Source organism: Streptomyces sp. NPDC054796 (genome assembly GCF_053611545.1).
Genome location: NZ_JBSHAO010000004.1, coordinates 210,501 through 224,898 on the forward strand (window position 1 = coordinate 210,501; position 14,398 = coordinate 224,898).

At 71.8% G+C, this 14,398-nt stretch carries 11 protein-coding genes; 8 read left to right on the forward strand and 3 right to left on the reverse strand.

Translation table 11 applies throughout. From position 1 onward, the window contains the following. Window positions 1-6: 6 nt before the first annotated feature. Window positions 7-1,779 carry a PucR family transcriptional regulator gene (locus tag ACWGJ2_RS05460; protein ID WP_453344625.1) on the reverse strand — a complete coding sequence of 591 codons (1,773 nt, stop codon included), beginning with the start codon at window positions 1,777-1,779 and terminating at the stop codon, window positions 7-9. A 522-nt stretch (window positions 1,780-2,301) separates the two neighbouring features. On the opposite strand from ACWGJ2_RS05460, the gene ACWGJ2_RS05465 reads away from it, so the two are divergent. The 8 genes from ACWGJ2_RS05465 to ACWGJ2_RS05500 all read left to right on the forward strand — a co-directional run bounded on the left by ACWGJ2_RS05465 (window position 2,302) and on the right by ACWGJ2_RS05500 (window position 11,424). After that, window positions 2,302-3,264, forward strand: coding sequence for an FAD binding domain-containing protein (locus ACWGJ2_RS05465; RefSeq protein WP_453344626.1), 963 nt, complete (start codon window positions 2,302-2,304; stop codon window positions 3,262-3,264). Next, window positions 3,255-3,887, forward strand: coding sequence for a (2Fe-2S)-binding protein (locus ACWGJ2_RS05470; protein WP_453344627.1), 633 nt, complete (start codon window positions 3,255-3,257; stop codon window positions 3,885-3,887). Before ACWGJ2_RS05465 ends, ACWGJ2_RS05470 begins: the two co-directional genes overlap by 10 nt. A gap of 2 nt (window positions 3,888-3,889) precedes the next feature. Beyond that, window positions 3,890-6,301 (forward strand): xanthine dehydrogenase subunit D, encoded by a 2,412-nt coding sequence (pucD, locus tag ACWGJ2_RS05475; RefSeq protein ID WP_453344628.1) that lies wholly within the window; start codon window positions 3,890-3,892, stop codon window positions 6,299-6,301. Between the two features lie 165 nt (window positions 6,302-6,466). Then, entirely contained in the window at window positions 6,467-7,945 is a 1,479-nt protein-coding gene (locus ACWGJ2_RS05480) for an NCS2 family permease (protein WP_453344629.1), read from the forward strand. Between the two features lie 97 nt (window positions 7,946-8,042). Then, window positions 8,043-9,203 carry an XdhC family protein gene (locus tag ACWGJ2_RS05485; protein WP_453344630.1) on the forward strand — a complete coding sequence of 387 codons (1,161 nt, stop codon included), beginning with the start codon at window positions 8,043-8,045 and terminating at the stop codon, window positions 9,201-9,203. Between the two features lie 136 nt (window positions 9,204-9,339). Next, on the forward strand, window positions 9,340-9,816 hold the full coding sequence (locus ACWGJ2_RS05490) for a hypothetical protein (RefSeq protein WP_453344631.1): 477 nt from the start codon (window positions 9,340-9,342) through the stop codon (window positions 9,814-9,816). Continuing rightward, complete coding sequence (locus tag ACWGJ2_RS05495) at window positions 9,816-10,946, forward strand: DUF6973 domain-containing protein (RefSeq protein ID WP_453344632.1); 1,131 nt, start codon at window positions 9,816-9,818, stop codon at window positions 10,944-10,946. The genes ACWGJ2_RS05490 and ACWGJ2_RS05495 overlap by 1 nt, the downstream gene beginning before the upstream one ends. Further along, entirely contained in the window at window positions 10,933-11,424 is a 492-nt protein-coding gene (locus tag ACWGJ2_RS05500) for a hypothetical protein (protein ID WP_453344633.1), read from the forward strand. Before ACWGJ2_RS05495 ends, ACWGJ2_RS05500 begins: the two co-directional genes overlap by 14 nt. 106 nt (window positions 11,425-11,530) lie before the next feature. Here the strand turns inward: ACWGJ2_RS05500 and ACWGJ2_RS05505 are convergent, their stop codons facing one another. Next, window positions 11,531-12,811: an alpha/beta hydrolase gene (locus ACWGJ2_RS05505; protein WP_453344634.1), complete on the reverse strand. Its 1,281-nt coding sequence runs from the start codon at window positions 12,809-12,811 to the stop codon at window positions 11,531-11,533. A 414-nt stretch (window positions 12,812-13,225) separates the two neighbouring features. Next, complete coding sequence (locus ACWGJ2_RS05510) at window positions 13,226-14,218, reverse strand: alpha/beta hydrolase (RefSeq protein WP_453344635.1); 993 nt, start codon at window positions 14,216-14,218, stop codon at window positions 13,226-13,228. Between the last annotated feature and the right edge of the window lie 180 nt (window positions 14,219-14,398).

Genomic DNA, 14,398 nt, shown 5'->3' on the forward strand with positions numbered 1-14,398 from the left:
GCCCCCTCAGCTCATGCGCAGCGCCAGGAAGAAGTCCAGCTTGTCCTCCAGCCGCGACAGATCGCGGCCCGTCAACTGCTCGATCCGCCCCACGCGGTAGCGCAGTGTGTTGACGTGGAGGTGCAGGCGTGAGGCGCAGCGGGTCCAGGAGCCGTCGGCGGAGAGGAACGCCTCCAGGGTGGGGACCAGTTCGGCGCGGTGGCGGCGGTCGTAGTCGTGCAGGGGCGCCAGCAGGCGGGCGGTGAACGCGCGCCGCACGTCGTCCGGCACGAAGGGCAGCAGCAGCACGTGCGAGGCCAGCTCCTCGTGGCCCGCCGCGCAGACCCGCCCCGGCCGCGCGGCGGCGACGCGACGGGCGTGGCGCGCCTCCTCCAGCGCGCCGCGCAGCCCCTCGGCGGAGTGGACGGGCGCGCTGACGCCGAGGGTGAGGCGGCCGTCGTCGCCCAGGCCGCGTTCCATGGTCGCGCGCAGCGCGCCCAGCAGCGCGTCGGCCTCCAGGCCCGTCTCCGCACCGGCCTCCGCGACGGAAGCGGAGCCGGAGCCAGCACCGGAACTGGAACCGGAATCCGTGGCGGGCCCCGACCCCGAGCCGGACCCGGATGCGGACCCCGTCCACCCCTCCCCGTCGCCCTCCCGCAGCCGCCCCGCCTCCCCGCTGAGCGCGGGCAACGGCACCAGCGCCACCGCCTCCTCACCCGTATGGGCGACGGCGATGCGGTCGGACACGTCGGTGCCGTCGGCGCGCGGGTCCACCAGCGTCTCCTCCAGCAGCGACTGGGTGACGGGCCCGCCCGGGACGGCGCTGTCCTCCCACTCGACGCGGGCCACCACGACCTGCCAGTGCGGCGCGGACCCTAGGCCGGGCAGCAGCACGGGCGCCGCGACGCGCAGCCGCGCCGCGATCTCGGCGGGCGGCGCACCCGTCTGGACCAGTTCGAGCACCTCTTGCGCGAGTCTGCGCCGCACCGTGCGCGACGCGTCGCGCCGGTCGCGTTCGACGGCGATGAGCTGGGTGACGCCGTGCAGCAGGTCCAGCCGTTCGGCGGGCCAGTCGCCCGCGTCGGCCTCGACGGCCAGCAGCCAGTCCGAGAGCACCGTCTCGCGCAGGTCGCGGCCCCCGCCGCTGACGGGGAACAGCGAGTACGTGGCGCCCTCGACGGTGACCCGGTGCGGGCCGAGGCGCCCCGTCCGCGCCGCCGCCAGGTGCTCGCCCGCGAGCCGCGCGGAGATGTCCGGGGCCAGCTCGCCCGAGCCCGCGACGGTGCGCCCCGTGGGCGAGAGCACCCAGGCGCGCAGGTCGAGGTCGGTGACGAGGAGGTCCAGGACCACGTCGGGGCCGCCCCCGGCCGGGCCCGAGGACATCAGGCGCCGGTGCCGGTCCACCACGGCGGCCAGATCGCCCGCGCGCTCCGTCGAGACCTGTCGCACGACGTGCTCGGTGATCGTCGCGAAGGCCACGTCCTCGGACACGGAGAACAGCGGCAGCCGGTGCCTGGCACAGGCCGCCACCAGGTCCTCCGGCACCGGGCCCGTCTCGGCCTCGCCCGCCGCGAGCCCGGCGACCCCGGCCGCGCCGAGGATGCGGACGAAGGGCTCGGAGTCCTCGGGCGAGTGGCGCCAGGCCAGACCCGTCAGCACCAGCTCGCCCCCGGAGAGGTAGCGGCTGGGATCGCGCAGGTCGGTGGTCATGACGCCGCGTACGGTGCGGTCCAGCTCGTCCTCGCCGCCGAGGAGGCGGAGGCCGAGGGAGCCGGTCTCCAGGAGTGCGCGCAGCCGCATGGTGGTCGCCGCCGTTCTTTCGGTCAGGATCCGGGTCCGGCCGTGCCCGCGGGTGCGCGGGGCGTGCCCGCGGGGGGTGTGCGGGCCGTGCTCGGTCGTGCTCGGGTCGGATTCGGTACGTGGTCATGGGCGCCCGTGGGAAGCACCCGGTAGGTGGTGGGCGCCCGTGGGGGAGGCGCCCGGTGGTGGCCGGGGCCGGAAGCCCCGTGCCTTCGGCCCTGCCCGCGGCGCGGCGGGGTATCCGTGTGCGCCGTGTTGCCGGTGGAATGCCGCGAGGTTTCTGTTCTCCGGTTTTCGTTCGAATCTACAAGACATGGCCGCTGGCCAGCCAAACGCTTCATGGTTTCGGTGACTGCACCGGGCGGGGCACGGATCGGTGTACTGAGGCGGCATCGCGTGAACAGGACATGAACAGGCCCTCGCGGGCCGACCCGTACCCCCTCCGACCCCACCCCACCCCACCCCGCCCTCACCCCCTCGTACGACGCATCGAGCGAAGTCAGCGAATCGAGAAGAGACACCATGGAGTTCCTGCGCCCCGCCAGTTGGGAGGAGGCGCTCGCCGCGAAGGCCGAGCACCCCACCGCTGTGCCCATCGCGGGCGGTACCGATGTCATGGTCGAGATCAACTTCGACCACCGTCGTCCCGAGTACCTGCTGGACCTGAACCGTATCGCCGAGCTTCGGGAGTGGGAGACCGGCGAGGAACACGTGCGGCTCGGGGCCTCCGTCCCGTACACGCACATCATCGAGCACCTGCGTACCGAGCTGCCGGGGCTCGCCCTCGCGGGCCACACCGTCGGCTCCCCGCAGATCCGCAACCGGGGCAGCGTCGGCGGCAACCTCGGGGCGGCCTCGCCCGCCGGGGACTCGCATCCGGCGCTGCTCGCGGCCGGGACCGAGGTCGAGGCGGTCTCGGTGCGCGGCACCCGCCTCATCCCCGCCGAGGAGTTCTACACGGGGGTCAAGCGCAACGCACTGGCCGACGACGAGCTGATCAGGGCCGTGCACATCAGGAAGGCGGACGGGCCCCAGCAGTTCTCGAAGATCGGCACCCGCAACGCCATGGTCATCGCGGTCTGCGCGTTCGGCATCGCGCTGCACCCGGACACGCGCACCGTGCGGACCGGCGTCGGCTCGGCCGCGCCCACCCCCTTCCGCGCCACGGCGGCCGAGGACTTCCTCAACGCGGCGCTGGAGGAGGGCGGCTTCTGGGACAGCGGGAAGATCATCACTCCGTCGGTCGCGAAGCAGTTCGCCGAGCTGTGCTCGGGGGCCTGCAACCCGATCGACGACGTACGCGGCAGCGCCCGCTACCGCCGCCACGCGGTCGGCGTCATGGCCCGCCGCACGCTCGGCTGGGCCTGGGAGAGCTACCGGGCCACGGGCCCGGCGAACGGCTCGGGAAACGGAACCGGCACCGGAGCCGGAACCGGCGCCCGTACGAGCGGAAACACCAGCGAAGGGGGCGCACAGTGCGCGTGACATTCACCGTCAACGGACGGCGGCACGAGGCGGACGACGTGTGGGAGGGCGAGTCCCTGCTCTACGTCCTGCGCGAGCGCATGGGCCTGCCCGGCTCGAAGAACGCCTGTGAGCAGGGCGAATGCGGCTCCTGTACGGTCCGGCTCGACGGCGAGCCCGTCTGCGCCTGTCTCGTCGCCGCCGGTCAGGTCGAGGGCCGCGAGGTCGTCACCGTCGAAGGGCTCGCGGACTACGCGAAGGCACGTGCACGCGCGGCGGGCGGCTGCGCGAGCGGCGCCTGCGGAAGCGACGCCACCGGCGGCCCCGCCGCAGCGGCCCACCGCACCAGTGCCGCCGCCGAGCAGCGCTGGGAGGCGAAGCCGACCCAGGACGCGGGCGCCGAACTCGCCCCCGTCCAGCAGGCGTTCATCGACGCGGGCGCCGTCCAGTGCGGCTTCTGCACGCCAGGACTCCTCGTCGCGGCCGACGAGCTGATCGAGCGCAACCCGCAGCCGTCCGACGCCGACATCCGCGAGGCGCTCTCGGGCAACCTGTGCCGCTGCACCGGCTACGAGAAGATCCTCGACGCGGTACGGCTGGCCGCGGCACGCGGCGACCACGCCACGACGGAAAAGGCGGTCTGACCATGGCCGGAGCCACCAGGACCCCCACCGAGATCACCCAGGGCAGCACCACGAAGGGCGGCATCGGCGAGTCCACGCTGCGCCCCGACGGCACGCTCAAGGTCACCGGCGAGTTCGCCTACTCGTCCGACCTGTGGCACGAGGACATGCTGTGGGGCTTCACCCTGCGCAGCCCGCACGCCCACGCGCTGATCCGTTCCGTCGACGTGTCCGAGGCGCTGAAGACACCCGGCGTCTACTCGGTGATGACGCACGACGACCTCCCCGCCAAGACCCACTTCGGGCTGGAGATCCACGACCAGCCGGTGCTGGCCAAGGACCGGGTGCGCTACCACGGCGAGGCCGTCGCCATCGTCGCCGCCGACCACCCGGAGACCGCGCGCCGAGCGGCGGCGAAGATCGTCGTGGACTACGAGGAGCTGCCTCCCGTCCACGACGAGCAGAGCGCGACGGGCCCGGACGCGACGCTCCTGCACCCGGGCCGCGACGACCACCACGCGCCCCACTCCCCGCACCCCAACGTCGTCCACCGGCAGCCCGTGAAGTGCGGTGACGTGGCGTCGGCGAAGGCGCGGGCCGACGTGGTCGTGCGGCACGACTACGAAGTGGGCATGCAGGACCAGGCGTTCCTCGGCCCGGAGTCGGGGCTCGCCGTGCCCGCCGAGGACGGCGGTGTCGACCTGTACATCGCCACCCAGTGGCTGCACGTCGACCGCGACCAGCTCGCGCCCGTCCTCGGTCTCCCCGCCGACAAGGTGCGGCTGACGCTCTCGGGCGTCGGCGGCGCCTTCGGGGCCCGCGAGGACCTGTCCATGCAGGCGCACGCGTGCCTGCTGGCGATGGCCACGGGCAAGCCCGTGAAGATCGTCTACAACCGGTACGAGTCGTTCTTCGGGCATGTGCACCGCCACCCCGCCAAGCTCACCTACGAGCACGGCGCCACCAGCGACGGCACGATCCTCTACATGACGGCGCGCATCGTCCTGGACGGCGGCGCCTACGCCTCCTCGTCCCCGGCCGTCGTCGGCAACGCCGCCTCGCTCGCGGTCGGCCCGTACGACATCCCCAACGTCGACGTCGAAGCACTCGCGCTCTACACCAACAACCCGCCCTGCGGGGCCATGCGCGGCTTCGGCGCGGTGCAGGCGTGCTTCGCGTACGAGTCGCAGATGGACCGGCTCGCCGAGGCGCTGGGCATGGACCCCGTCGAGCTGCGCCAGAAGAACGCCATGTCGCAGGGCTCGGTCATGCCCACGGGCCAGGAGGTGGACTCCCCGGCGCCGGTGGCGGAGATCCTGCGCCGCGTCAAGGCCATGCCGCTGCCCCCGGAGAAGCAGTGGGAGAGCGGTTCAGGCGGCTCCGGTGACCCCGGCACGGGCGGTACGACCGTGGATGTGCGGGCGCTGCCGGGCGGCCTGTCCAACACCACGCACGGCGAGGGTGTCGTGCGGGGCGTCGGCTACGCGGTGGGCATCAAGAACGTCGGCTTCTCCGAGGGCTTCGACGACTACTCCACCGCGCGGGTGCGCCTCGAAGTCGTCGGCGGCCGGCCCGTCGCGCTGGTGCACACGGCGATGGCCGAGGTCGGCCAGGGCGGTGTCACCGTGCACGCGCAGATCGCGCGCACCGAACTGGGTGTCACCGACGTCACCATCCACCCCGCGAACACGCAGGTCGGCTCGGCGGGCTCCACCTCCGCTTCCCGGCAGACGTACATGACGGGCGGCGCGGTCAAGAACACCTGCGAGGCCGTGCGCGCGAAGGTGCTGGAGCTGGGGCGGGCCAAGTTCGGCTCGTACCACCCGGCGTGGGCGCGTGCCGAACTCCTCCTTGAGGGCGGGAAGGTCGTCACCGACGGCGGTGAGGTCGTCGCGGACCTGGCCGAGGTGCTGGGCGACACGGCCATCGACCTGGAGCTGGAGTTCCGGCACCGGCCGACCGAGCCGTTCGACCTGAAGACCGGGCAGGGCTTCGGGCACGTGCAGTACAGCTTCGCCGCGCACCGCGCCGTGGTCGAGGTCGACACCGACCTCGGCCTGGTCAAGGTCATCGAACTGGCCTGCGCGCAGGACGTCGGCAAGTCCCTGAACCCGCTGTCCACCGTCGGCCAGATCCAGGGCGGTACGACACAGGGCCTGGGCCTGGCCGTCATGGAGGAGATCGTGGTGGACCCGAGTGCGAAGGTCCGCAACCCCTCCTTCACGGACTATCTGATCCCCACCATCCTCGACACCCCCACCATCCCCGTGGATGTCCTGGAGCTGGCGGACGAGCACGCGCCGTACGGGCTGCGCGGCATCGGCGAGGCCCCGACGCTCTCGTCCACCCCGGCCGTCGTCGCGGCCATACGCGACGCGACGGGCCTGGCGCTGAACCGCGTCCCGGTCCGCCCGGAGCACCTGACGGGCACGTAGTCCCGCCGGCGCGTGGCCGTTCGACGGGCGGGGGCGTTCACAACAGCCGCCCCCGCCCATACCCCCCACCCCACCGTTCGTCTCGGGCCGTCCCCCGGGTCGTGCATCCCAAATCCCCGGCACTCCGCCAGGGGTGCCCCTATGAACCTTGGGAGTCAGCACACCATGACCCACTCGCAAGTGGAGCCGAAGACCTCGGCGGAGGACGCGGGCCCCGGCTCACGCGTCCCCGCAGGACGGTCCTGGCTCGACCGCTACTTCCACATCTCCGACAGAGGCTCGACGCTCGCCCGCGAGGTGCGCGGCGGTGTCACCACCTTCATGGCGATGGCCTACATCGTCCTGCTCAACCCCGTTATCCTCTCCGTCCCCGACGCGAGCAAGGCCACCCTTGACGCGGGCCAGGTCACCACAGCGACGGCGTTCGCCGCCGCGGCCACCACCATCGTCATGGGCCTGCTCGGCAATGTGCCGCTCGCCCTCGCGGCCGGGCTCAGCGTCTCCGCCGTGCTCGCCTTCCAGGTCGCCCCCGAGATGACCTGGGCCAACGCGTTCGGCATGTGCGTCATCTACGGTGCCGTCATCATCCTGCTCGTCGTCACCGGGCTGCGGCGGCTCATCATGGACGCCATCCCGCTGGCGATGAAGCACGCCATCACCATGGGCATCGGCCTGTTCGTCACCCTGATCGGGCTCGTGCAGGCGGGCTTCGTCACCAGCATGCCGGGGCCCGGCGGGCTCGCGGGCGAGAAGCCGATCCAGCTCGGCACGCACGACATGCTCACCGGCTGGCCGGTGCTGTGCTTCGCGGTCACCGTGCTGCTGATCTTCATGCTCCAGGTGCGGCGCGTGCCGGGCGCCATCCTGATCGGCATCGTGGGCGGCACGCTCTTCGCCGCCGCGGTGCACCAGTTCGCCGGGCTGGACAAGAAGGACTGGGGCGGCAGGAATGCGCCCGAGATCACCGGCGGTGTCGTCAGCACCCCCGACTTCGGGCTGTTCGGCAATGTCTCCTTCGACGGCATCGCCGACGTCGGCGCGGTCACGGTGGGCGTCATCGTCTTCACTCTCGTCCTCGCCGGGTTCTTCGACGCCATCGGCACCATCATCGGCATCGGCCAGCAGGCGGACCTCGCCGACAAGGACGGCAAGATGCCGGGGCTCAACAAGGCGCTGGCCATCGATGGCGCGGGCGGCGTCGTCGGCGGCGTCGCCGGGGCCTCCGGGCAGACCGTCTTCGTGGAGTCGACGGCGGGTGTCGGGGACGGAGCGCGTACCGGTCTCGCCAGCGTCGTCACCGGGCTGGGCTTCACCCTGTGCCTGTTCTTCACCCCACTGGCGCAGGTCATCCCGACACAGGTGGCGGCTGCCGCGCTGGTCGTCATCGGTTCGATGATGATGACCAACGCACAGCACATCGACTGGAACGACCCGGCGACCTCCGTCCCGGTCTTCCTGACGACGGTGCTGATGCCGTTCACGTACTCCATCACGGCGGGCATCGCGGCAGGCTGCGTCTCGTACGTCCTCATCAAGGCGGTCCAGGGGAAGTGGCGCGACCCCGGCTGGCTGATGTGGGCACTGGCGGCCGTGTTCCTCGTCTACTTCGCGCTCAGCCCGATCGAGGGCTGGCTGGGCAGGTAACGGGCGGGCCGCGCGGCCGTACGCTCGCTCGTACGAAACGCCCGCCTGTACGACCGCGCGGCCACGAACCCGTCCCCTACACGTTAAGGAGCACCAGATGCTGGACATCGCTGCCGAACTGCACCAGTGGTGCGAGGAGGGGCGCGACTTCGCGGTCGCCACGGTCGTGGCCGTGGGCGGCAGTGCGCCCCGGCAGCCGGGTGCGGCGCTCGCCGTCGACGCGGCGGGCGAGGCGGTCGGCAGCGTGTCGGGCGGCTGCGTGGAGGGCGCGGTCTACGAACTGTGCCGGCAGGCGCTGGCCGAGGACACCGTCGTGTCCGAGCGCTTCGGATACAGCGACGAGGACGCGTTCGCCGTCGGCCTGACCTGCGGCGGCGTCATCGACATCCTGGTCACGCCGGTACGGGCCGACAGCGCGCGGCGCGCCACCTTCGCCGCCGCGCTCGGCGCGGCGGCGCGCGGGGAGAGCGCGGCCGTGGCCCGCGTCGTGGAGGGCCCGGACGACCTGCTGGGCGGAGCGCTGCACGTACGCGCCGATGGCACGGTGTCCGGCACCCTTGGCGGCCACCCCGCGCTGGACGCCACGGCGGCGGCCGAGGCCCGCGCCCTGCTCGACGCGGGGCGCACGGCGACCGTCGCGATCGGCGCGGAGGGCAGCCGCTGCGGCAGCCCCCTGACGCTGCTGGTCGAGTCGAGCGTGCCGCCGCCGCTGATGCTGGTGTACGGCGCGATCGACTTCGCCGCCGCGCTCGTGCGCGCCGGGCGCTTCCTCGGCTACCGCGTCACGGTGTGCGACGCGCGCCCCGTCTTCGCGACGGCGGCCCGCTTCCCGGAGGCCGACGAGGTCGTCGTCGACTGGCCGCACCGCCATCTGGAGGAGCGTGCCGCCGCGGGGGGTCTCGACGGGCGCACGGTGGTCTGCGTCCTCACGCACGACGCGAAGTTCGATGTGCCGCTGCTGGAGCGGGCGCTGCGGCAGCCCGTCGCGTACGTCGGCGCGATGGGCTCGCGGCGTACTCACGAGGACCGGCTCGGGCGGCTGCGCGAGGCGGGGCTGACGGAGATCGAGCTGTCCCGCCTGCACTCGCCGATCGGCCTCGACCTGGGGGCGCGTACGCCCGAGGAGACGGCGCTGTCGATCGCCTCCGAGATCGTCGCCGTCCGCCGCGGCGGCTCGGGCACCTCCCTCACGGGCGCGCACACCCCCATCCACCACGACGTGACGACGCTGCCGGGGCGCATCGGCTCGGTGGCGTGACGGTACGTCAACCTCCGTTACGCGTAGGGGAGTTGACGGTGCGTTGGCCGAGAAGGGGGGTGCGTGTGGTGCGTCCCCCTTGCTACGTTCCGCGCATCGGCCGGAACGGCCGGTCGACCACACGGGGGTGGTACGCGTGTCGTTCGAGGACGAATGGGCGCAGATCAAGTCCGGTACGGGGCCGGACACGAACGCGGGCACGGGCGGGCGGAATGAGCGGGAGCCCGTGGGGATGCGGCTCAACCAGGCTCCTCCCAGCGGAGGGCCACCGCCCAAGGGTGACCTGACGGTAGATCAGAAAGAGCTGGCGGCGATCGGGGATGCCGCCTTCAAGCTCCACAACGACCTGGACAAGGACGGCGACCACGCCCGCGCCAGCAGCCTCAAGGCGGGCGGGGAACTGGCGAAGGACTTCGCCGTCGGCGGCGCGCTCGAATACGTGGCGACGCGCTGGATCGACCAACTGCGCAACGTACTCGACGCGTGCGCCCACATCTCCAACCACCTGGACTACACGAAGCACGTCCACAAGGACCGGGACGGCTATCTCGGCACCGTCATCAGCCAGATCTCCTCCTTGGAGGACGGCTTCGACAAGGGGGCCGACCGCTGATGGACCTCAGCGCGTTACGCGACGGCGAGATCAAGAAGCTCGACGCGGCCATCACCGACTGGGAAGAGATGGTGCGCAAGCTGGAGAAGCTCAAGAAGCGCGCCGAGGACGAGCTGGACGCCAAGGCGAAGAAGGCGACCTGGTCGGGCCTCAACGCCACGGTCACGAAGGAGTTCGTCACCAAGACGGCGGCCGAGTTCGGCGACGCGGTCTCCCAGGCGACCTCGGTCCACAACATCCTCAAGGACGCGCGGGGCGAGATTTTCGGCTACCAGAACGACCTGCTGGACGCGCTGGACCGGGCCAAGAAGAAGGGCATCGCGGTCGAGGACATCGGCGAGGGCGCGTTCCTCGTCAGACCGCTGACGGACAAGGGCGAGGACCCGCCCACGACCGCCGAGCTGGAGGCCGTCAAGACCGAGGTCACGGGCTTCCTGGACAAGGCCACCACATCCGACGACGACGCGGCGAAGGCCCTGCGCAAGCTGGCCGACCTCTCGAAGACCGGCTTCGCCGACGCACCCGTCATCAAGGACCGCGACCACGCGCTCGCGGACCTGAGACGGGCGGCGATCCGGCACCGCGGCATCGAGCTGGAGAAGCAGTACAAGAAGGACACGAGGTGGCCGTACGAGTGGGACGAGAACGGCGAGCACCCGAGGTGGGGGGACTCGGAGTACGTCGGCCAGGTCGGATGGGCGGAGCGGGACCTGATGAAGAGCAGACCGCTGGAGGGCACCGCCTATCTGAAGATCTCGGAGTGGGCGTCGAAGACGGCGGAGGAAGAGGCAGCGCAGAACCCGAACCTCGACAAGAACGCCTTCCGTCACGCGATCTGGCAGGCCAAACTGACCTACCTCATGGGAGAGGACAAGGCGAAGCTCTGGGCCGACGCGCACGAGGCGTACCACCCGAAATCGGCACACCCGGACCACATGGCGGACCTGGTCAACAACGAATACGGCAGAAACCTCGGCCGTCAGACGGAGAACGAGGGCCCGGCGAAACCGATCACCCCGGGTGGCCCGAGCGCTGATGCGCAGGCCGAGGAGCGCATCCTGGACGAAGCCCGCCGCTACGCGCAGTCGGACGACTACGCACACGAGGACCACTTCAATGACTTCGACTGACGACGCACCGGCCACCGACGCTTCCCGCGCCAGGAGGTGGCTGCGCCCTCTGGGCATCGCGGTGGGCGGGGTCACGGTCGCGGTCGTCGCGCTCGGCGTCATCGTGTACTTCGGCTTCCTCGGCGGCCCACCGCCCGACGTGGACGAGTCCGACCTCACCGGGGTCTGGAAGGGCGACCAGGGCGGCGAGATGCACTTCCGCGAGGACGGCGGGTTCAGCGCGACGAACATCAGCCTCGGGGCGGACTGCGCGCCCGGCGAGGGCGCCCCGGCGGAGGGCGCGCGCATCTCGGGAACGGGCACCTGGAAGCTGGAGGACTTCCCCGACGAAGGGCCCGGCGCGGACATCGCGTTCAGACCCGACAGCGGGCGGGTGGAGAAGTGCCGGATGCGGGCGTCCTTCCCTGACCCGGATACGCCCTCGAAGCTCTATCTCATGCACGAGATCGGCGGCCACGAGGTCTACAAGCGCAAGTAGACGCGCCCCACGGAGAGGCCCCGCACATGCCGGACCCGAACCCGGACCCGGACCCGGACCCGGACCCGAACCCGGATCCGGGCCGGGGCCCGGTCGCCGCCCCCTCTCAGGGAGCGGTGCTGGTGGCGTCCACATCTGTGATGGCCGCGTCGGGGTGTCGCACCCCCGTCAGCACCTGGTCCTGCCCGGTGTCGCCGAGGAGGTGGCGGCGGAAGAAGGCGCCGAGGTATGTGGTGGCGACATGGCGCTGCTGCGGTTCGGTGAGCTGTCTGGTCGGCGCCGCGTCCTCGCGGTCGGTGCACTGCCCGGGGTGTCCTTTCACCGGTGTGGCGTCGTCGAAGGCCGCGACCTGACGGCTCTGAGGCGACCACTGCGTGTTGAAGTAGTTGTGGTTCGCCCCGTGGATCGCGAACCGGTAGAAGCCGCTGCGGTTCCCCTTGGCCGCGTCGGCCGCGAACGAGAACGCCTCACCGCCGACCTGCCCGTCGCATGTTCCCCGGAAGACGGCGAAGGGAGTCTTGGTGATCGTGTACGGGGACATGTCCTCCGTCATCACGTTGTAGGCGGGTGCCACTGCCGCCACCGCCTTGACGTCGACGCCCTTGGGCCACTGCCTCCGATGGCTGTCGGCCGCCTGCCAGGTGGCTCCGGCCCCTGCCCTGGAGTGCCCCATGATCCCCACGTTGCCCATGTCCACGTGGTGGGCGAAGCCGACGTGTCGTGCCGCTCCGGTCGCCGGGTCGACGAACTTCCCGGCCAGCTCGCCCTTGCCCTTGGAGCTGAGCTCCTGCCACATGCGCAGATGCCGGTTGATGACATCCGCCCGCGCGGCAGCGTTGTCATCCCCCGACAGAGGGGAGGCGTTGATGCCGTTGGCGCCGACCGAGGCCACGACGAACCCCTGAGCGGCCAACTCGCGGGCCACGTAGTCATATCCGCGTTCGCTGGGCAGGGCGGGTGTTCCCTTCGCACACGGCCAGGCGAACAGCTTGGCGCTGGCGGCTTCGTACGCGGCATCGTCCCCGCTGGCTTCGGCGGCGGTGCGTGCCGCGTCCGCCTTCCGGTCGGCGCAGGTCTCGTGCCAGCCGTGCAGCATCACGATCAGTGGATGCCGCCCCGTGCCCAGGTTGGCGGGGTAGTGCACCACGCCGCTCAGCTCGGCCGGCTCACCTGTCTGTGGCAGCTTCCATGCCTCGTCGCCCAAGTCGTAGCGGACCGTTCTCGTGGCCCCGGACGAAGGGCCCGTGCTCCGTTCCGTCGCCTCGTTCGGCGCCGCGGCGCCGGTTGCAGCGGTATACGTGAAGGCCGCTGCTGCCGCGGACAGCACCGCCGCCGACAGGCCCAGCAGACGGGCCGAAGCCCTCGTGCGCTTGTGTCGCTTCATCATGTCTCTCTCGGTGAGTGCGGGTGAGTACGGGGCCGGGCCCGGGTGAAGGTGAAGGCCGTCCTCAGCGGGCGGCGGCGACAGCTCCGACTTTCCGCATGATCTTCCTCAGGTCTCACATCCGACGGCGACGTGTCCCGCGCATGCTGGACACGCACGTCCCCACCAGGGCGGAACATCTCCTACGCCTTGACAGACGCGCGGACCTGACCGAGGTTGCAGGCCGCGACCCGACATCCCCACGGCCGAGGACGTGGTCCAGGAAGTCTTCGCGGCCCTCTACCGACGTCACGGCAGCACGCTCGACAACATCGCCGACCCCGTGGCCTGCACCCGCCCCTTCCCCACCGGGCGAGTCACCCGGACCTGGAGCACCGTAGAGCGGCTGTGGCTGTGGCTGCGGCTGCCGGGCGGCGGTCAGAGGGTGGTGAGCGCGCGCAGCCTGTCGGCTCGTGAGCGGCGCACGACGTCGGCCTGCGGGGCCAGGAGGTCGAATCCGTGCGGGCAGCCCGGGTGGACGTGCAGTTCGACGGGGGTTCCCGCCGTGGCCATGCGCCGGGCGTACTCCATGGACTCGTCGCGGAAGATGTCCAGCTCGCCCACCTCCACGTAGGCGGGAGGCAGTCCGGACACGTCGTGTGCGCGGGCGGGAGCGGCGGTGGCGGGAACACCGGGAACCCCGCGAGACCCGGGGCCGCCGGGGCCTTCCGCGGTGTCGCCGAGAACGGCCTGCCAGCGGGTGTGGTTGTCGTCGTAGGACGAGCCGACGAACGGGGCCAGGGCCGCTTCGGGCTCGGTCGTGCGGTCGTCCAGCATCGGGTAGACCAGGATCTGCTTGGCGATTGCCGGACCGCTCCGCTCCCGTGCCAGCAGCGCCGCGGCAGCCGCGAGACCGCCACCGCCGCTGTCTCCCATCAAGGCGATCCTGCGGCTGTCGACGCCCAGCTCACCGGCGTGCGCTGCCAGCCATACGAGGCCCGCGTAACTGTCCTCGACGGGGGTGGGGTGCGGGTGTTCCGGGGCGCGACGGTAGTCGACGGCCAGCGCGGGCACCCCGCTGTCGGCCACGTAGGCGGCGACCACCTTGTCGTAGAGGTCCACCGTTCCGGCGATCATTCCGCCACCGTGCAGATACACCACCGCCGGTCCGGCCGCGCCGGTGGTGTGGCCTGCGGGGGTGTACCAGCGTGCCGGTACGGTGGCGCCGTCGTGGGAGGTGACGTGGTGGGTGGCCCGCGCGACATCGGTGTGCTCGGGCGGCAGCGCGAGCAGCTGGGCCATCGACTCCTCGGTGATGGCGCGCAGGGTCTTCCAGTCGCCCCGGGCGGCGGGCCGGGGCGGGCGGAATCCACCGTCCGCGCCGGCCGTAAGGGCTTCCAGGATCTGGGGGTCGAGAGCGCGGGCCACCATGGAACTCTTCTCGTGTCGTTCGGGGCGGCGGCGGGCACCGGCAGGTCCTGGGACGGTTTCACCGGGTCCGCCGCGTGGCTGTCAGCGGGTTTCCGCCACGGTAACGCGGGGATGTCCTCGGTCTTCCCGGTGGCGTCGGCCCGTCCCTGACGTATCGCCCGCGCCCTCCTAGGCTTCCGC

Coding starts and splice junctions, on each gene's coding strand:
- ACWGJ2_RS05460 (WP_453344625.1), bottom strand. CDS start 1,779: ATGCGGCTGCGCGCACTCCTGGAGACCGGCTCCCTCGGCCTCCGCCTC.
- ACWGJ2_RS05465 (WP_453344626.1), top strand. CDS start 2,302: ATGGAGTTCCTGCGCCCCGCCAGTTGGGAGGAGGCGCTCGCCGCGAAG.
- pucD (WP_453344628.1), top strand. CDS start 3,890: ATGGCCGGAGCCACCAGGACCCCCACCGAGATCACCCAGGGCAGCACC.
- ACWGJ2_RS05480 (WP_453344629.1), top strand. CDS start 6,467: ATGACCCACTCGCAAGTGGAGCCGAAGACCTCGGCGGAGGACGCGGGC.
- ACWGJ2_RS05485 (WP_453344630.1), top strand. CDS start 8,043: ATGCTGGACATCGCTGCCGAACTGCACCAGTGGTGCGAGGAGGGGCGC.
- ACWGJ2_RS05495 (WP_453344632.1), top strand. CDS start 9,816: ATGGACCTCAGCGCGTTACGCGACGGCGAGATCAAGAAGCTCGACGCG.
- ACWGJ2_RS05500 (WP_453344633.1), top strand. CDS start 10,933: ATGACTTCGACTGACGACGCACCGGCCACCGACGCTTCCCGCGCCAGG.
- ACWGJ2_RS05505 (WP_453344634.1), bottom strand. CDS start 12,811: ATGATGAAGCGACACAAGCGCACGAGGGCTTCGGCCCGTCTGCTGGGC.
- ACWGJ2_RS05510 (WP_453344635.1), bottom strand. CDS start 14,218: ATGGTGGCCCGCGCTCTCGACCCCCAGATCCTGGAAGCCCTTACGGCC.